The 19698-nt window shown below is 45.1% G+C and carries 17 protein-coding genes; 13 read left to right on the top strand and 4 right to left on the bottom strand.

Annotation, left to right across the window (positions count from 1 at the left end):
* Positions 1-81 precede the first annotated feature (81 nt).
* Positions 82-1101: an adenosine kinase gene (locus B4240_RS06430; protein WP_296237609.1), complete on the bottom strand. Its 1020-nt coding sequence runs from the start codon at positions 1099-1101 to the stop codon at positions 82-84.
* Between the two features lie 192 nt (positions 1102-1293).
* The gene (gene rsmI / locus B4240_RS06425) at positions 1294-2253 is read right to left on the bottom strand and encodes a 16S rRNA (cytidine(1402)-2'-O)-methyltransferase (protein ID WP_296237607.1); all 960 of its coding nucleotides are present in this window, start codon (positions 2251-2253) and stop codon (positions 1294-1296) included.
* Positions 2254-2372: 119 nt separating this feature from the next.
* Here rsmI and B4240_RS06420 point away from each other — a divergent pair, with 119 nt between their 5' ends.
* From B4240_RS06420 to hisC, 8 genes are all read left to right on the top strand, one after another.
* Entirely contained in the window at positions 2373-2822 is a 450-nt protein-coding gene (locus B4240_RS06420; protein WP_296237606.1) for a YraN family protein, read from the top strand.
* 236 nt (positions 2823-3058) lie between these two features.
* Positions 3059-3865, top strand: a complete 807-nt coding sequence (locus B4240_RS06415; RefSeq protein WP_296237604.1) for a BON domain-containing protein — start codon at positions 3059-3061, stop codon at positions 3863-3865.
* 401 nt (positions 3866-4266) lie between these two features.
* Complete coding sequence (locus tag B4240_RS06410) at positions 4267-5166, top strand: alpha/beta hydrolase (RefSeq protein WP_296237602.1); 900 nt, start codon at positions 4267-4269, stop codon at positions 5164-5166.
* 100 nt (positions 5167-5266) lie between these two features.
* On the top strand, positions 5267-5518 hold the full coding sequence (locus B4240_RS06405) for a BolA family protein (RefSeq protein WP_296237601.1): 252 nt from the start codon (positions 5267-5269) through the stop codon (positions 5516-5518).
* Positions 5519-5644: 126 nt separating this feature from the next.
* Positions 5645-6913, top strand: a complete 1269-nt coding sequence (gene murA, locus B4240_RS06400; protein WP_296237599.1) for a UDP-N-acetylglucosamine 1-carboxyvinyltransferase — start codon at positions 5645-5647, stop codon at positions 6911-6913.
* Positions 6914-7008: 95 nt separating this feature from the next.
* Positions 7009-7704 (top strand): ATP phosphoribosyltransferase, encoded by a 696-nt coding sequence (gene hisG / locus B4240_RS06395; RefSeq protein WP_296237597.1) that lies wholly within the window; start codon positions 7009-7011, stop codon positions 7702-7704.
* Between the two features lie 286 nt (positions 7705-7990).
* Positions 7991-9286 carry a histidinol dehydrogenase gene (hisD, locus tag B4240_RS06390; RefSeq protein ID WP_296237595.1) on the top strand — a complete coding sequence of 432 codons (1296 nt, stop codon included), beginning with the start codon at positions 7991-7993 and terminating at the stop codon, positions 9284-9286.
* Between the two features lie 81 nt (positions 9287-9367).
* On the top strand, positions 9368-10501 hold the full coding sequence (hisC, locus tag B4240_RS06385; protein ID WP_296237593.1) for a histidinol-phosphate transaminase: 1134 nt from the start codon (positions 9368-9370) through the stop codon (positions 10499-10501).
* 74 nt (positions 10502-10575) lie between these two features.
* Here the strand turns inward: hisC and B4240_RS06380 are convergent, their stop codons facing one another.
* Positions 10576-12264, bottom strand: coding sequence for an anthranilate synthase component I family protein (locus B4240_RS06380; RefSeq protein WP_296237591.1), 1689 nt, complete (start codon positions 12262-12264; stop codon positions 10576-10578).
* Between the two features lie 2 nt (positions 12265-12266).
* Positions 12267-13502, bottom strand: coding sequence for a beta-ketoacyl-ACP synthase II (locus B4240_RS06375; RefSeq protein ID WP_296237589.1), 1236 nt, complete (start codon positions 13500-13502; stop codon positions 12267-12269).
* A 528-nt stretch (positions 13503-14030) separates the two neighbouring features.
* Between B4240_RS06375 and B4240_RS06370 the strand changes: the two genes are divergently transcribed.
* The 5 genes from B4240_RS06370 to B4240_RS06350 all read left to right on the top strand — a co-directional run.
* Positions 14031-15248, top strand: coding sequence for an EcsC family protein (locus B4240_RS06370; RefSeq protein ID WP_296237587.1), 1218 nt, complete (start codon positions 14031-14033; stop codon positions 15246-15248).
* Positions 15249-15673: 425 nt separating this feature from the next.
* The gene (gene rpsL, locus B4240_RS06365) at positions 15674-16048 is read left to right on the top strand and encodes a 30S ribosomal protein S12 (RefSeq protein WP_011281154.1); all 375 of its coding nucleotides are present in this window, start codon (positions 15674-15676) and stop codon (positions 16046-16048) included.
* A gap of 207 nt (positions 16049-16255) precedes the next feature.
* A complete protein-coding gene (rpsG, locus tag B4240_RS06360; RefSeq protein WP_068405119.1) occupies positions 16256-16729 on the top strand; it encodes a 30S ribosomal protein S7 in 474 nt (157 codons plus the stop codon).
* 405 nt (positions 16730-17134) lie between these two features.
* Entirely contained in the window at positions 17135-19261 is a 2127-nt protein-coding gene (gene fusA, locus B4240_RS06355; RefSeq protein ID WP_144297763.1) for an elongation factor G, read from the top strand.
* Positions 19262-19482: 221 nt separating this feature from the next.
* Positions 19483-19698: GTP-binding protein (locus B4240_RS06350; protein WP_296237584.1), on the top strand; the 216-nt coding region annotated here is incomplete at its 3' end.

The raw sequence follows: 19698 nt of genomic DNA, 5'->3' as shown, positions 1-19698 counted from the left end.
AAGCGAAAAAGCCCACATTCTAGGATATGGGCTTTCTTATAAGTGCTTTATCATAAAAGGTTTTTCTAAGATATTCAGCCGCTAAACAGTTAAAACGCGGCGCGAGATATATTGATACTCTTGTGACGCGAGACGTGGACCAAACTGCTGAATGACCTGCGCGGCGATTTCGCTAGCAAGTCGTCCGCATTCTGGCAGACTGTAGTGCTGCGATAAAGCATATAAAAACGCGCCAGAGTAGTTATCACCAGCGCCGTTGGTATCAATAACATTGGCAACGACTGGCGTAGGAATGTCGTAAAATTCAATTTCTGACTCATCATTTGGTTGATGAGCGATGATGGCACCATTTGGCCCATCGGTAACCACCGCTGTTTGACAATGCTCAAGTAACGCACGCGCCGCCGATTTATGCTGCTTTTTATCGGTAAATAATTTTGCTTCTTCGCTATTACAAAATATCACCGCAACTTTATTGCCAAGCATATTCAGCAAACCGTCTTTGGCAAACTTCACCACCGCAGGATCGGCAAAGCTGACGGCGATTTTGGCACCATGGACAACGGCTTGTTGGCGCAACTGGGTCATCGCTGGCTGAATACCTTCAGACATTGCCAAATAACCTTCTAAATACAACCATCCTGCTTTGGTTAATGCCTCAAAATCGACGTTGTCAGCGGTAATATCGCTTGACGTACCAAGGAAGGTTTGCATGGTACGCTCGCCATCTTCAGTCACTGCAACGACACAGGAACCTGTCACGCCGCCTGCGTGGATGGACTGCGGTGAGGTAGCAACGCCCGCTTCGTGCAAGTCTTTTAGATAAAACTCACCCTGTGTGTCATCACCGACGCGGCAGGCATAAAAAGGTTTGCCGCCCAAACTTGCAAAAGCGTACATGGCATTGGCCGCTGAGCCGCCGCCCGCTTGTTTTGATGGCGCAATTTCTGCCAGTTTAAAATAAGCCAGTAACTGCTGCTGCTCTTCTAGTCCTGCCAGCGTCATATTGCCTTTGGTGAGCTCAGTCTCTTCTAGCGCTGCATCCGACAGTACATATTCGTGGTCGACCAAGGCGTTACCTATCGCCATCACATCATACATTGCCTATTTCTCCTCAATGAATTTATTAGCATTTGTTTTATCAGTTTTAACTTATAAGGGCTTCATTTATCAGCACTTAGTTTATCAGTACTTATGTTTTATCAGTTTTAACTTATAAGGGCTTCATTTATCAGCACTTAGTTTATCAGTACTTAATTTATCAGGGCTTAGCTTATGTTTTGTCGCTAAAAATTATGGCGCTTGTAGCTCAAGTAGGCGCTGATAAAGCGCATTTTTTTTGACGCCTGTGATGTCAGCAGCCAAAGCAGCGGCTTTTTTAACCGACAAATCTTCTAGCAAGCGCTGTAATAAGTTATCGTGAATACTGATATCATCAGCGTCCTGCGTCACTTGCGCCCCAGCGACGACGACCACGATTTCACCGCGTTGCTGATTGTCATCGGCTTTGACAAATGCAACCAAATCCCCAAGCGTGCTTTTATGCACGGTTTCAAAGGTTTTGGTTAATTCACGGCAAAACGTCACTTCGCGCGCTGCCCCAAAGATTGCAGCCATGTCTTCTAAGCTGGCAATGATACGATGCGGCGCTTCATAAAAAATCAAGGTTTCGGTGCGTGAGTTGAGAGCCGTTAGCTGTTTTTGGCGACCGTGGGTTTTTGCCGGCAAAAAACCAATAAAGCTAAAACGGTCTGAAGGCAGTCCTGCAACCGACAATGCAGCAATGGCAGCAGAGGCGCCAATAACAGGCGAAACGCGAACGCCAGCAGCATGAGCGGCTTGCACCAATTGATAACCGGGATCACTAATCAGCGGCGTGCCCGCATCACTAATCAGAGCAACCGAATGACCTTGCTGAATCATCTCAATAATTTTGGGGGTTTGAATGGCGCTATTATGTTCATGATATGCCCAAAGCTTATGATGGCCTTTTTGTTTAGCCGCGCTATCAGACTCGTTTTCGGCAGTATTGTTTTTATCGTATGACGTTCCTTTTTCGGTATCCTCATCCTTACTACCTTTGGTCTGGATGCCAAAATGCGACAATAGCTTGCCTGAGGTGCGCGTGTCTTCGCAGGCGATGATGGCAACTTGTTTTAGAATATCGATGGCGTGCGGTGTCATGTCGCTTAAATTACCAATCGGCGTGGCAACGATATAAAGACAAGCTGGCATCGCGGTAGGGCTAGACATGAAAACCTCGGAGTGTTAAATACGGAAATTAAAACGCGAAAGTGGTTAGTTTAGCATGATGTGCTATGATAATTCTCAAATGTTCAGCTGTCCTATAGATGTGATAGTAAAGAGACGTGATGGTAAATGACAAACCCTTAACCCTGACTTCACCAACACAGCGTCAAGGCAGCCGTTTTGAGCAGCAAGCGTGCGAGTTCCTGCAAGCGCAAGGTTTGACATTGGTGGCGCAAAACTGGCAACAACCGAAAGTGGGTGAGCTTGACTTAATCATGATCGAAAAAGGACAGGCGTGGTCGACGCTTATTTTTATTGAGGTACGGCAGCGGCAACGTTCAGGATTTGGTGATGCAGCGCTTAGTGTAACCAAAAATAAGCAACGTAAAATTATCAAAGCAGCGCGCTATTTTTTGCAGCAGCATCCTGAATATAGTGAGTATGAGTGCCGCTTTGATGTGATTGCCTACGATACTCTTGCCAACAATAAGACCAACCATACTCAAGAAATGCCGCCAAAAAATACTCAACCAGAATGGCTACAAGGCGCTTTTATCGCCTCAGCGTGGTAAAGGGACTTTGCGAATTTAAACAGCTGGAACGCAATTTGGTTTACAGGTTAAGCTAAAAAGTAAAATAAATAAAGCATCAAGCTATCGTTACCAAAAGCCTAACCGCCTAGCATAAAATTTCAGTAAAGTAGCGGCTTTAAAAATACTTCATTTAATCATATTTTTATCATTGCCATTAACAAGCGTTATTCACTAATCATTAGTTAAACACTACACCCTGTTCTAAGAGGTAAATCATGACACGGATGCATTTGCGCACTGCTATTTTGGGCTCATCACGCTGCAAGGCGATTGGCATTATGCTACTGACCAGCATTGCCGCGCCTGGTTGTACCACCAACTATTTGACCAATAGCACAGAAGGGACGTATGGCGTGCCAATGACCGAGCGCACCATTCCGCAGCGCTTACTCGACCGTAGTATTGAACATACCGTCAAGATTAACGTCTATGGTTTGCAAGAAAATTTGCAGCAAATTAGCCGCATGAGTGTCGATAGCTTTAATAGTGAAGTGTTGCTCACCGGTGAGGTGCCAACAGAAGCCATCAAAGCAGAAATTGAAAAAGTGGTTAGCTCTATGCCAGACGTCCGTCACGTCTACAATGAGCTAAACGTTAGCGCCTCAAAAGGCTATAGCGCAACCGTTCATGATGGCTATATCACCTCCAAGCTAATGGCAAAAGTCGCCGCCAGCGATGGCGTAAAGGCCTCGCAGATTAAAGCGGTCACCAATGATGGCGTGGTATATATTATGGGACGTATGACACCAACGCAGCAAAGCCATCTGATTGATATCGCCAATAATACCGTTGGCATCACAGAGTTGGTGCTGTTGACCACCGTCGTTGATGATAGAGGGGTAAAGCTGGGCGATGACGATATTATGTACGAAAATAATTTAGTCAATCCTAGCAGAGGCCCAGCGGTCAATCGAGTGGTTAATAATAGAGCAGCGCCTGAGCTTACAAGTTCGGCCACAGTAGATACTGCTATCAGTGCGACGCCACTTATCGTCGATGAAAATGGCACGCCAGTTAATTAGCCATCATCCAGTTCTTATATTGATATTTATCAAGCTTTTAGTTAAGTCTTTTGGTGACAATCACAAGAAACCTAAACAGTCATAACAGGAAAAGCACGTTAAATCCCAAGCCAGCCAGTAAGATATAAAACGTGAAAATTAGGAATGTTAAAAAGTAGAGGATACGCCTAACTAAAATAATAAAGCCGTCACTCTACTCTTAACTGTTAACTGACTAAGTGCTAACTGACTATCAAGTATTAACCGACAACGAGCTTATAATAGGAATACTAAGGATGAAGGATTTATATAAAAGGACTGTTCAAAAAGCAACAAGGCAAAAAGAAATAACGCAAAAAGCAACAAGGCAAGAAAGGATAACGCGGATTAAGACTCTTACGCCTAAACGTATTAGCGTCGGCGTGACGGCAGCATTAGCCGTTGGCGGCATTGCGCTTGCAACCCAGCAAGCACAGGCGCTATCGGCGCTAGCTATTGTTAATGGCATCACCGCAAATGGCGGTGTTGGCGTCAGTAAAAATATTTTATATGGTGATAAGCCGTTACAAGATTTGGATGTCTATTATCCAAAACCGTTGGCAGAAGCCATGCAGTCAAAGAACGCGACCGCTGATAAGGCTATTAATGATAGCTATCCGATGGTAGTTTTTGTCCATGGCGGCTCGTGGGAAAGTGGCAATAAAGACGAATATGCCTTTGTTGGACAGAGTCTGGCGCAAGCAGGTTATGTCACGGCAGTGATTAATTACCGTAAAGCGCCCGAGCACGTTTACCCTGATTATGTAGAAGATACCGCGCAGGCCATTGCTTGGAGCTATAAAAATGCCAAAAGTCTGCACGCTGACCCCAAACGTTTAGCGGTCATAGGGCATTCTGCGGGCGCGTTTAATGCGGTTGCCGCCGTTGCTAATGAGGATTTTTTAGCACCCTATGGCGTCAAGCCAACAGATATTGCCGCTGTGATTGGCATCGCTGGTCCTTATAGCTATGATTTTCGTAAATATAGTAGTGCAACCGCTTTTGGGGCCGATGCCACGCCAGATGACGTCATGCCAGATCGCAATATTAAAGGCACGCAGCCACCGTATTTATTGCTAACGGCAGAAAAAGACAACGTCGTTCATATCAGCAATACCGTTAAGATGACGCAAGCATTAAAAGCAGCGGGCGTCAAAGTCGAAACAGGCGAAATTGCTGGTGCCAGTCATGCCACTAGTATCGGTGCGATGGCGCCGCCATTACGCTGGGTCAATGACGTACGCGCGCAAGTGCTCAGCTATTTGGATAAAACGCTCAAATAGTTAAGCCCAGTTGTATAAGACAGTACTGTAAGATGGTCAAACTCTTGTTATAATGGCTAACTTTATATCCACCTATCTAACCCTTAAGGCAGAATATTCTATGAGCATGAACGCTGACGATTTGATTGCATTTTTACGAACTCACTTTCCTGATGCTTTTATTCAAGCTGCCAATCAAGGAACCAAGTTTGATGTGCGAGTGGTTGATGCCAGCTTTGAAGGCAAGCGTGCGGTGCAGCGTCAGCAGGCAGTTTACGCTTTGGTCAATGATAAAATTGCTAGCGGCGATATCCATGCGCTCAATATTCAAGCGTTAACCCCAGCTGAATGGGAAGCGCAATCACAAGGCTAACCCTTTTAACTTTTATCTATCATCTCTTATCTATGACTAGAATTTGTCGCACCGGCACTTTATATGGCTGGTTTTATTATTGCTAGTTTTCATATTTTTTATACTTATCGCTAGGTTGTCACCTTTATGGATCAATTTTTAATCACCGGTAGCAGTCGTATCGCAGGGGAAGTTACTATCTCAGGCGCTAAAAATGCCGCTTTGCCTCTACTCGCTGCTATGATTTTGGCCGAGACCCCAACGACGTTGCATAATGTGCCATCGTTACAAGATGTGCGTACCTTGATTGAATTGATCGCTGGCATGGGCATTGATATTCAAAAGCAGGGCAATACCGTCACTTGCGATACCAAAAATATCGATAATTTTTATGCGCCGTATGATTTGGTTAAAACCATGCGCGCCTCGATTTTGGTTCTAGGCCCTTTGCTGGCGCGTTTTGGAGAGGCGGAAGTGTCTTTACCGGGCGGCTGTGCCATCGGTTCGCGCCCTGTTGACCAGCATCTAAAAGCTTTTGAAGCCATGGGTGCTGAGATTAGCGTCGAGAATGGCTATGTCAAAGCGCAAGCGCCAAAAGGTGGCAAGCTTATCGGCTGTAACTTCTCCTTTGACATGGTGACAGTTGGCGGTACGGAAAACGTCATTATGGCTGCGGCATTGGCCAAAGGCACTACGGTGCTAGGCAACTGTGCGCTTGAGCCTGAAGTGGTTGATTTGGCCAATATGCTAGTGGCAATGGGTGCTAAAATCAGCGGTATTGGTACGGCAACCATGACCATCGAAGGCGTTGAGCGCTTGCATGGTTGTGAATATTCGGTCGTACCAGATCGTATCGAAACGGGCTCTTATCTTGCCGGTGCTTTGATGACGCGCGGCGATGTGTTGACCAAAAACACCTCGGCACTTTTATTAGCGCCTGTGCTCGAGAAGTTTGAAGACATGGGCGCGGTTATTACCACGGGTGATGACTGGATTCGCGCGCAAATGCAAGGCCGCCCATTACCGGTTAATATACGTACCCAGCCGCATCCAGGTTTTCCAACCGATATGCAAGCGCAGGTGATGGCGATTGCGTGCCTTGCTGACGGCACCAGCACCTTTATCGAAAATATCTTTGAAAATCGCTATATGCACGTGCCGGAACTCAACCGTTTGGGTGCCTCTATTCAAGTAGATGGCCATACGGCTGTGGTTAAAGGCGTTGAGCATTTTACGGCGGCGCCTGTCATGGCAACGGATTTGCGCGCATCGATGTCATTGGTCATGGCGGCGGCTTCTGCTGAAGGCAAGAGTTTGATTGACCGTATTTACCATATTGACCGTGGCTATGAGCACGTCGAAGAAAAACTGCGCGCGCTTGGGGTCAATATCGAACGTATTAATACGAATGACTAGGCTGAATCATTAACCACTGCTATTGGTATTAACACCTAATAAATTAATAATGCCTGGCAAATAAGGCAATTAACTGTACACGGACACGAGTCATTATGACTGAAGCAAGCAACAGCTTACCAAATGATGGTTTATTAAACGAAGTAAATGATGAGTTTTCAGGTTTAACATTGGCGCTATCAAAGGGTCGTATTTTAGAAGAGACAATGCCTTTGCTGCGTGCCGCTGGCGTTGAGCTATTAGAAGACCCTGAAGCGTCGCGTAAACTTATTTTTCCAACTTCCAATCCAAATGTGCGCGTCTTAATTTTGCGCGCCAGCGACGTGCCAACCTATGTTGAACACGGCGCGGCTGATTTTGGCGTGGCGGGTAAAGATGTGCTGCTTGAGCATGGTGCCAATCACGTTTATGAATTGCTAGATTTACAAATTGCCCAGTGTAAGCTGATGACAGCGGGCGTAAAAGATGCGCCGCTACCAAATCGCCGCCTGCGTATCGCCACTAAATACGTCAATGTTGCCCGCGCTTACTTTGCCAGCCAAGGTCAGCAAGTTGATGTGATTAAGCTGTATGGTTCAATGGAGCTTGCGCCATTAGTTGGTTTGGGTGACTTGATTGTTGACGTCGTCGATACCGGTAATACGCTGCGCGCTAATGGCCTTGAAGCGCGCGATCATATTTGTGATGTGTCGTCACGCCTTATTGTCAATCAAGTCAGCTATAAGCGTAAATTTGCCCTACTTGAGCCGATATTAGACAGTTTTAAAGACAGTATTGCCAGCGCTTCTTAATTTGGCATTTCTTTATTTTTATAAAGCGCTCTTATAAGGCATTGCCAATCATTGATAATACTAAGTACGGTTATACAAAATTTTAAACCAGTTTGGCGCTCTAGGAGATATATAGCGTGCTAAACTGGTTTTATTGCGTTTGCTTGCCAGAAAATACAAGCTCAGTATAATCTGAGGCAGCTACCTATAAATAAACTGGCATAGCCGCTTTTTTTATTTTTACATTGCTTTTTTATCTCTACTATTTTTTATAGCCGACTTTCATGCTCAAACATAGGATTCAGTCATGCGCCAACTAAGTACCCAAGATGCTGATTTTGACAGTCAACTGACCCAGCTACTTGCTTTTGAAACGGTCAACGATGCTAATTTATTAAAAACCGTTGACGATATCATTGCAAAAGTACGTCATGACGGCGATAGTGTGGTACTGGCGTTGACCCAAGAGTTTGATCAGCATCCGGCGTTGATGATACAAGAGTTAGAGCTGTCTAAAGACGCACTTGCTGATGCGTTTGCCAATCTTGATGATGAGGTAAAAAATGCGTTAGTGACGGCGGCCACACGGGTGCGGACATTCCATGAGCGCCAGGTGCAAGAAACTTGGCAATATGAAGATGAGCTTGGCAATCGTTTAGGGCAAAAGGTCACGCCGCTTGATCGCGTAGGTATCTATGTGCCCGGCGGTTTGGCTTCTTATCCGTCTTCAGTATTGATGAATGCCATTCCTGCTAAAGTGGCTGGCGTTGCCGAGGTAATTATGGTGGTACCAGCGCCAAAAGGCGAGCTCAATCCCTTGGTACTAGCCGCCGCGCATTTGGCACAAGTGGACCGTGTCTTTACCATTGGCGGTGCGCAAGCGGTTGCAGCTTTGGCATACGGCACCGAAACCATACCAGCCGTAGATAAAATCACTGGCCCTGGCAACAAATATGTCGCGGCGGCAAAGCGGGCGGTATTCGGCCAAGTTGGCATTGATATGATTGCTGGTCCTTCTGAGGTATTGGTCTATGCAGAAGGTGAGGCGCAAGATCGCGCTGATTGGTTGGCAATGGATTTATTATCACAAGCCGAGCACGACCGTATCGCGCAAGCTATCTTTGTGACTACTAGTAGCGAGCAGCTTAACGAAGTGGCGGCTGAGATTGAAAAAGCCTTGGCAGAGTTGCCAAAAGCCGATATTGCCCGTGACTCGCTAAAAAATCGTGGCGCGCTTATTTTAGTCAAAGACCGCGCGGAGGGCATGGATGTGATCAATCGCGTAGCGCCTGAACATTTAGAGTTATCCGTTGATAACCCCGATGCGCTACTGAACGATATTCGTCATGCTGGCGCTATCTTTATGGGTCGTCACACGCCTGAGGCGATTGGGGATTACTGTGCTGGTCCCAATCACGTGTTGCCAACCTCGGGTACGGCGCGTTTTTCTTCGCCGCTTGGCGTTTATGACTTCCAAAAGAAATCATCGATTATTTATTGTAGTGAGGCAGGGAGTAAGCCACTGGCTGAGACGGCAGATATTTTAGCGCAGCGTGAGGATTTAGAAGCCCATGCGCGCTCAGCCCGTTATCGTTATCAGTAAAACCGTTAATAAGACAGTTGCATCATTTCATCTTAATAATCTACATTCAATCATTTATGTGGCTAATGAGTAGGATAACTTATGAGTGAGTTAAAGATAGACACCAGACTTTGGTCATATAAAGCGCGTAATTTGTCACCTTACGTCCCAGGCGAGCAGCCTCAACATGAAAATTTATGCAAATTAAATACCAATGAAAATCCATTTCCGCCGTCACCAAAAGTCGGCGAAGCAATCGCCAAAGTCTTAGCGCAGCAAGCGGATGAGCTGCGTTTATATCCTGCGCCTGAATCTGATGGTTTACGGGCGGCATTGGCTGAGTTATACAGCCTTGATATCAACCAAGTGTTTGTTGGTAATGGCTCTGATGAAGTATTGGCGCTGATATTTGCCAGTTTTTTCCTAAAAGAGCGCCCAGTTTTAGCGCCTGATATTAGCTATAGCTTTTATCCTGTTTACGCCCATACTTTTGGTATCGAGCTGGTGCAAATCGCCCTAGAAGCGGATTTTAGTATCAGTCCAGATGCCTATCGCCAGCCATGTAGCGGTATCATTATCGCCAATCCTAACGCCCCAACGGGTTTGTTATTATCGCTTGCTGATATTCGTAAACTTGCTGGTGAGCATTCAAATTCGGTGATTGTGATTGATGAGGCTTATATTGATTTTGCTCAAAAAGAGGAAAACGGCTCGGATGCGGAAGTATCAGCGGTAAGTCTCATCAATGAGTGCGATAATATCCTTGTTACACAAACCTTTTCAAAATCACGCTCACTTGCTGGGTTGCGGGTTGGTATGGCGTTTGGCAACCCTTCATTAATCGAAGCGTTAACGCGTATGAAAAATAGCTTTAATAGCTATCCGCTCGATAAATTGGCGCAAGCGGGAGCAACCGCTAGCGTCTTAGACGTTGAATACTTTACCCAAACTTGTCAGCAAGTGATTGACTTACGCCAAGCGCTTAGCGCCGAGCTGATGGCTTTAGAATATAACGTCCTGCCATCGCAAGCCAACTTTGTCTTTGCGCGTCCAAAAAACGGTAATGCCAGCGGCGTGGCGGCTGCCTTACGCGAGCAAGGTATCATCGTCCGTCATTTTGATAAGCCACGTATTCATGAGTATTTACGTATCACCGTTGGTACCGCAGAGCAAAATAAGCGTTTAATAGCAGCATTAACAGCGTTGCAGACAGAAGCGGAAACTGCGATCAATTAACTGCCGAATAGCGATAATTATATAAATAAAAGAGCCTGCTAACGTCATGTTAAGCAGGCTTTTCTGACTTGTTATTATATTTCTTGAGAGAGAATGGAGAGTAGGTTGCCGACTTTATCAAGGCACTCTTGATATTCAGCAGCGCAGTCAGAAGCAACCGTGATACCGCCACCAGCCCATAAGCTGACATGTCTTTCTTGTTCTAATTCATCATTCGATAAGCTGTTGGCTTGTAGCGTACGAATCAACACATTCCACTGTCCGCTGCCATCAAAGTTCATATAGCCCACGGTGCCGCAGTAAGCACCGCGCGCTGCACCTTCTAGCTCTGAGATGATTTCAACCGCGCGTTTTTTTGGCGTTCCTGTGATGGAACCGGCCGGTAAACTGCCAAATAATACGGTAAGTGGGTGAGTATCCGTCTTTAGCTCAGCGGTGATGGTGCTGACCATATGATGGACATTGCTAAAGCTTTCAATCGCAAATAATTGCGGCACTTTGACGCTGCCAATTTTGGCATATTTACCCAAATCATTGCGCAGTAAATCAACAATCATGACATTTTCGGCGCGGTCTTTTTCGCTATCGATAAGCTGCTGTCTATAAGCGTCATCTTGCTCAGCATTTAACCCGCGCGGCATCGTGCCTTTAATTGGTTTGGTGCATATATAGTGCTTACCGGTGCTATCGTCTTTGGTAAAAGTAAAAAACAGTTCAGGCGAGCAGCTTAACAATTCAAATGGCTTGTCTTGCCCATTAACGCTCATGTCACTCTTAAAATTATTAACCGCTAAATAGCCTGCAAAGGGCGCTTTCGTATTACGATGTAGGGCAGGCAAGTAGTCAATTAGTTTTGCCCTGCTACCATTATCACTGAGAGTATTAAAAGAACCTTGCCATGCTTGGGTGAGATTGATTTGATAGCAGTCGCCTTGCTGCAGATAGGCTTGCGTCTTATCAAAGGCTTGCTGATAATCACCCTTGCGCCACTGCGCTGTTAATAACAAAGGCGTTGTTTTATATGACGCTGCAAGCGTTGGCCTCTCTCCAAACGTATTAGAAAGCTTACTGTCCAATTTATCTAAATATTCTATAAGCGCGTTAACCAGTGCGCTTTTTTGCTCATCACCCGTATTACTATCAGCATACGCCATACTATTTTTTATATTTAGCTGCCAGCTCGTTTGCTCAGCGTTGGGCGTTAGATACATATCATAATGCCCTAAGCTGGCACAAGGCTGGGTTGCGAGCTTAATATTCGCAGCTGGACTTAGCTCATAAGCGGCAATATCATAACCAATAAAACCTATTAATCCGTGCTGATAACTTGGCTGCTGATTATTTTCTTTAATTAAAATAGAGTCATCATTATAAGTGTCATAATTCTGACTGTAAGCGATTAATTCTTCCTGCCAATCGCTATAACTCATCGTGACTGCTGTACTGCTATTACCTTTATCTCGATTGTCATCACAGTAGGTTTTGACGACATGGTAAGCGGCTTGTTTAGTAGGATGTGACGCGTTGTTAGCGGAATAATAAACAGTCCAGCTTACTTTTGGTAATAAACCAATCACAGGTCGCCCAGCGTTATTCAGCCAAACCAATTGCCAGTTTGCTTTAGGGTCTTGAGCGTACAAATAACGCTGCAGTTCGGGCATTAATTCGGCGGCGGACAGCCCACCAAAACGCCAGCTAGGATGAGTAGCTGGCGATGGGGCAGAAACTCTCTGCTCAGTTTTATTATAAGCTGCTGCGGGCATAATTAGGCGTCAAACTTTTTAATAATTAAAGTCGCATTGGTGCCACCAAAACCAAAGCTATTGCTCATAATCGTTTCAAGCTTAACATCACGCTTGTCGGTGACAATATCAAAGCCTTGAGCCGCAGGGTCTAGTTCTTGCACATTGATACTTGGCGCGATAAAGCCTTCTTGCAGCATGAGTAAGCAATAAATCAATTCTTGCGCGCCAACGGCTCCTAAGCTATGACCGGTCATCGACTTGGTTGAGCTAATAGGCGGCACTTGCCTGACATCATCATTAAATACTTTAGCAATGGCGTTAAGCTCAGTGATATCACCTAGTGGCGTGCTGGTGCCGTGACTATTGATATAATCGACGCGCTCGAGGCCGGCATCGGTGAGGGCAAGCTGCATACAGCGCACGGCGCCTTCACCACTTGGCGCGACCATCTCGGCACCATCAGAGCTTGCACCATAACCGATGATTTCAGCCAAGATATTAGCACCGCGCGCCTGAGCGTGCTCAAGGCTTTCAACCACCACCATTGCACCGCCCGCGGCAATCACAAAGCCATCGCGGTCTTTGTCATAGGCTCTAGAAGCAAGCGTTGGCGTGTCATTATATTGTGTACTGACCGCGCCCATGGCGTCAAACATACACGACTGCGTCCAATTCTCAGCTTCACTACCGCCCGCCAATATCACATCGGCTTTACCAAGCTGAATAAGCTCAGCGGCATGACCAATACAGTGCGTTGATGTCGCACAAGCAGAGGTTAAAGAGTAGGAAACACCTTGGATTTTTAAACCCGTCGCAAGCGCTGCTGACACCGAGCTGCCCATAGTTTTTGGTACCGCCATCGCCCCAACACCGCGCAGACCTTTTTCGCGCATGGCATCGACCGCATTGACGATATTTTCAGTTGACGCGCCGCCTGAGCTTGCGACCACGCCCACACGCGGGTTATGGTTGATGGTGTCAAGAGACAGGCCTGCCTGCTCAATGGCGCTCAACGCACTGACATACGCGTAGAGACTGGCGTCACTAAAAAAACGCTTTAATTTACGATCAATACCCGACGTATCAAGCGCTGACTGATCAATACTACCGCTAACCTGTGATTTAAAGTCGTGCTCAGCATACGATTCATTGAATGTAATGCCTGAGCGCCCTTGTTTAAGAGCATCGGTGACAGTCGCCAAATCATGTCCGATACAAGAGACAATCCCTGCTCCAGTGATAACAACGCGGCGCATATTCTATTCCTTATGAGTAACGATTTTTTGATAATTACCTTTAATAATCGCTTTTAAATGCTTATTTGACAGTCATTGTAATACGCAAAAACAAACGTTATGCTGCATACATGCTGATTGATAAATAAAAGTACAACTGTGCTTTGAATAATGGCATATGATAACGTATCGACGCTTTAAAATCTTGGCGTAAGTATAAAATAACGACAAAACGGTCATTATTTTTAAACCAGCTTATGGCCAAAAATGAAAAAATATTTTTTGTCGAATTAAAGTAGCACTAGGCCTAAACAGGCAGTGATAGGTGAGTTAAAATAGTGCGATAACATTTCAGCTGAACTGCATTTAGCTATATACTAAAAGCCGTCATCGTTATGAAGAAGCGCTACTTTTAGATACAAAACTGACGGCAGTGATAACATTGTTGGCACTGACAGTGGTCAGCAGCGTTGGCTAAAATGACTACCAATTTAAGACTTAGCTATAAAAATATTAATAACAACCAATCACCATATTAAGGATATCCAAATGGCAAAGCAGAGCACACTTTCTAAAGGTATCAGCAGCGTCGGCGCTTTTACGCGCAATAATCTAGAGCGTATGGGCGCGATTATTGACAGCATCAATGCCAAGACCGGCAAGCCGCAACAATTCAAAGCGGTAAATCTAGGCGATGAAGATTATCAGCAGGATTTATTTCGCGAACAAACCTTAAAAGCAACGCAGCAATTGCTGGGCCCACGCCTTGCCACCTATGGTAAATACGCCAAAAAAGTCGTGCCAAACAGCCTGTTTGATTCGACGGTCGATGGTGCTTTTGCGCAAATTGCCAAGCTTGCTGCCAGCTGGAGTCAGATGGACCTGCCAAATCAGCATCGCTTTGCCAATATCGCAAACTTAGATGATGAAGAGCGTTATGCGCTCGCCACCGATATTGCCAATCAGAACCGTGCCTTGGCGACTTTGGGGGGATTGACTGGTTTAGCCGGCCTGCCAGGTTTGCTCGCCGATACCTTGTGGTTGTTACTGGTATCACTACGGACGGTTTATCAGTTGGGTGCGGTTTATAACAAACCGTTAACGGGCAAGCAAGGCGTCAAGATGGCTTATGAGTTACTTGCCAATGCTGACTTAAGCAAGATGCAAGAAAAACAAGCCTTACTAGCGGGTATTGGCATTGGTAAAGGCTTGCTTGATAATGCGCAAAGCAACGGCCTGCATAATGAGCTGAAAAACCTTGGCCTAAAAAACAAAAATGTGAATTTTTATGCCGAACAAGTAGACAACATTGCCAGCCAAGTTGGCATCGACCTCGATAAAATCAACTTGTCATGGCTACGCCGCTTTTTACCTGCGACCGCCGTTATTGTCGGTATGCGCTACAACAGTCAGCTGATTGATGAAGTGATTGGCGTGGCACAAGCGACGTTTGCGCCAGAAGCCAAGCTTGCTAACCGTAGCATTACCGACGATAGCAGTAGCGAAGAGCGGGTCAAAAAAAATACTAACAGTAATGATGAAAAACAGAATCATCAGTCTGATAATGAAGAAAAAGCGGCTGACAAAGCTAAAGACGACAAAACCAAAGACCATAAAACCAAAGACGACAAAGCCAAAGACCATAAAACCAAAGCTGACGAGACAGAGAGCAAAGTACAAGCAGCTTCAGAACCTGTTGCAAAAACCACTGATGAAGAATCAGTAGATGAAAACTACAAAAAAGCTCAGGCAAGCAATAAAGAGTAAAGCCTTCTTTATAGAGTATTTTAGCTGATTTTGCTATAAAAATACGGGCATAAGCTGATATAAATCGGCTTATGCTTTTTTATGGAAAGGTTTTAGAGCTAAAAAAGTATCTTAACTTAACCATAGCGTCTTGAAAAATAAGTAACCATCTCCATTAATGCTTAACATCGATTTTACCACTTTGCAATTAGACAATTGCTCATCTTAAAATCTGTTGCTTATCATTTAATCTGCTACAATCTTTACTCATGCATATCTGTCGAATGTTGTAAAGGACGACCACTCATAAGTGGTTGAAATAGCAGCAACAACTCTTTATAATACACTGTCCTAAAAATGGGTGTGCCAGAATCTGTCATTACTGCCAGATGGTTGGCGCATTGCCCCATTTTTTTGTTTTATACCAAACGGGAGAAGGATGCCTTATGGCAACAACTAACCAATTGATTCGTAAAGGTCGCAAAACCATCAAGGAAAAATCAAAAGTTCCTGCGTTGGAAGCGTGCCCACAGCGCCGTGGTGTATGTACTCGCGTATATACTACTACCCCTAAAAAACCTAACTCAGCCATGCGTAAAGTATGTCGTGTACGTTTGACTTCAGGTTATGAAGTATCAAGCTACATCGGCGGCGAAGGTCATAACCTACAAGAGCACAGTGTTGTTCTTATCCGTGGTGGTCGTGTAAAAGATCTACCAGGTGTACGTTATCACACTGTTCGCGGTGCTCTAGACTGCGCAGGCGTAAAAGACCGTAAACAAGGTCGTTCTAAATATGGTGCGAAGAAGCCTAAAGTTTAATAGCTAATTATTAAATACGCTTATTTGTATCACCCATTAACTGTGCATGGGACTGGTGTTAGCTGTATTTTTATTCAATAAATGATTTATCGCTATAACATACCGCCATGCAGTAAGGCTGACTGACAACTCGATATAACGCCATCCAATACGTAATTGGTGCGAGATTGTGAATGTCAGACACTCCTGAAGAAAAGGATTATTATTATGCCAAGACGTCGCGTCGTTGCTGCCCGTGAGATCCTACCGGATCCTAAGTTTGGTAGCCAAACTGTTGCAAAATTCATCAACCATGTCATGAGCCATGGTAAAAAATCTACTGCTGAGCGTATCGTTTACGGTGCCCTTGAGACAGTAGGCCAAAAGCGCAACATCGAAGATCCAGTCGCTTTCTTTGAAGAAGTTTTAGAAAATGTCCGCCCAATGGTCGAAGTAAAAGCTCGCCGTGTTGGTGGTGCAACCTATCAAGTACCAATGGAAGTACGCCCCTCCCGTCGTACCGCCTTGGCTATGCGTTGGTTAGCTGAAGCTGCTGCTAAGCGTTCTGAAAAATCAATGGCTTTGCGTCTTGCAGGCGAATTGAATGATGCTGCTGACGGTAAAGGTAATGCGATGAAAAAGCGTGACGAAGTTCACCGCATGGCAGATGCCAACAAAGCATTCTCTCATTACCGCTTCTAAGCCAGTTTTTTTAATTCTGGCGTAAATGCTTAGGATTAACGGTTTTACTCGTTAATCCTTATATTGTTAATTTATTCTATTGATTGCCGCCATCATTATTAGATTATTAAATTTTTTATCGAAAAATGGATAAACTATTGAATAATGTAGATGGCGGATATCTGTCAAAATGCTGTTTTGAAAGGGATGCTTTTCCGTAAAGCCTGCAAAGAATCTGCACCGCTTAAAAAAAGTCTCCTGAATTTGATGCCGCTATATTCTTAGTATTTGCTCTTTTTTTGTCCGTATTAGGCCCAATAATTAGTAAGTAATATAACAAAGCCCATAGTTCCATGGCTTTGTCGTAGAGTATGAGGTAGAGACACAACACATTAATACATACACGAATTTCCCTAGGAAAACACTATGGCTCGTAAAACTCCCCTAAAGCGCTATCGCAATATTGGTATCTCAGCGCACATTGATGCTGGTAAGACGACCACTACTGAGCGTGTTTTGTTCTATACCGGTGTTAGCCACAAGCTTGGCGAAACCCATGATGGCTCAGCCACTATGGACTGGATGGAGCAAGAACAAGAGCGTGGTATTACTATCACCTCAGCGGCGACGACTTGTTTTTGGTCAGGTATGGCAAAGCAGTTCGACGAACACCGTATCAACATCATTGACACCCCAGGTCACGTTGACTTCACCATTGAAGTTGAACGTTCTATGCGTGTACTTGATGGCGCTTGCATGGTTTACTGTGCAGTGGGCGGCGTTCAGCCACAGTCTGAAACCGTATGGCGTCAGGCAAACAAATATAAAGTACCGCGTCTTGCCTTCGTAAACAAAATGGACCGCGTTGGCGCTGATTTTTATCGCGTTATCGACCAAATCAAAACCCGTCTAGGCGGTAAGCCAGTACCGTTGGTTATCCCAATTGGTAAAGAAGACGACTTTGAAGGCGTTGTGGATCTTGTGTCTATGAAAGCTATCTATTGGGACGAAGCGTCTCAAGGTATGCAATATGAAGAGCGCGACATCCCAACTGAACTACAAGAAAAAGCGGAAGAGTACCGTGAGTACCTAGTAGAAAACGCGGCTGAAGCATCAGAAGAGCTCATGAATGAGTATCTTGAAAATGGCGAATTGACCGTAGAGCAGATTCATGGCGCGCTTCGTCAATTGACCATCGACAACGAAATTATTCCACTACTTTGTGGTACGGCCTTTAAGAATAAAGGTGTACAAAAGATGTTGGATGCGGTTATTCAGTATCTACCTGCGCCAATGGACGTACCTGCTATCCGCGGTATCCTTGACGACAAAGACGAAACTGAAGGTAAGCGTGAAGCGTCTGATGACGAACCATTCTCGGCACTAGCGTTCAAAATCATGAATGACAAATTCGTTGGTAACTTAACCTTCGTTCGTGTTTATTCAGGCGTGATCAAACAAGGCAGCAGCGTTTATAATCCAGTTAAAATGAAGCGTGAGCGTGTTGGCCGTATCGTACAGATGATGGCGGATTCTCAGCAAGAGCTTGAAGAAATTCGTACTGGTGATATCGCCGCCTTAGTTGGTATGAAAGACGTCACCACAGGTGATACGCTATGTGACGAAAACAACGTCATCACCCTAGAGCGCATGGAATTCCCAGATCCAGTCATCAGTCTAGCGGTTGAGCCTAAGACTAAAGCTGACCAAGAAAAAATGTCAATTGCTTTAGGCCGTTTGGCAAAAGAAGATCCATCGTTCCGTGTTCATACTGACGAAGAGTCTGGCCAGACCATCATTAGTGGTATGGGTGAGCTGCATCTAGAGATTCTTGTTGACCGTATGAAGCGTGAGTTTAACGTTGAAGCGAACATCGGTGCGCCGCAGGTTGCTTATCGTGAAACCATCCGTAACGTGGTTGAGCAAGAAGGTAAATTCGTTCGTCAGACTGGTGGTCGTGGTAAATTTGGTCACGTTTGGTTACGTCTTGAGCCTCTTGATCCAGCAGGCGACGTTATGTACGAATTCGCTGAAGAGGTTGTCGGTGGTGTGGTACCAAAAGAGTATCATGGCGCAGTTGACAAAGGTATCCAAGAGCGCATGAAAAACGGCGTACTTGCAGGCTACCCAGTGGTTGGTGTTAAAGCAACCTTGTATGATGGTTCTTACCATGATGTTGACTCGGATGAGTTATCATTTAAAATGGCTGGTTCTATCGCTTTCAGAAAAGGCTTCATGGCAGCAAACCCAGCGCTACTTGAACCTATTATGAAAGTAGAAGTTGAAACGCCTGAAGACTACATGGGCGATATCATGGGCGATTTAAACCGCCGCCGTGGTATGGTTCAAGGCATGGAAGATCTTCCTGGTGGCACAAAACAGATTCGTGCAGAAGTACCATTAGCAGAAATGTTTGGTTATGCCACACAGATGCGTTCAATGTCGCAAGGCCGTGCAACATATTCTATGGAATTCCAAAAATACGCTGAGATTCCAAAATCAGTTGCAGAAACCATCATCTCTAAGTACAACTCTAAAGATGACGACGAGTAAATAGCGCTCATAAAATGACAATATAAAGCATATCTTTATATTGTCAGTGAAGAATCCGCCAATAACTTGTTAAAAGACTTGTTATTGGTCGCGATTTTCTTATAATATCTGCACATTAGTATGTGCAACCTTTTAACACTTATCTTAATGTGGTCCGTATTATTTAGCTTGCGTATTTCTTAGCAGTTAGATATTTGACCCCAAATAAAGAGGAAATACCCATGGCAAAGGCCAAGTTTGAACGCAACAAGCCACACGTCAACGTCGGCACCATCGGACACGTTGACCATGGTAAAACAACCCTAACAGCAGCGATTGCAACCGTTGCAGCAAAAACCTCAGGTGGCGAAGCCAAAGACTACGCGTCAATTGACTCAGCCCCAGAAGAAAAAGCCCGTGGCATTACCATCAACACTTCACACGTAGAATATGACACC

Source organism: Psychrobacter sp. UBA5136 (genome assembly GCF_002414005.1).
In the GTDB taxonomy this organism is placed as follows: domain Bacteria; phylum Pseudomonadota; class Gammaproteobacteria; order Pseudomonadales; family Moraxellaceae; genus Psychrobacter.
Note: the sequence above shows the minus strand (reverse complement) of the source record. Positions and strands in the feature narration are given on the sequence as shown.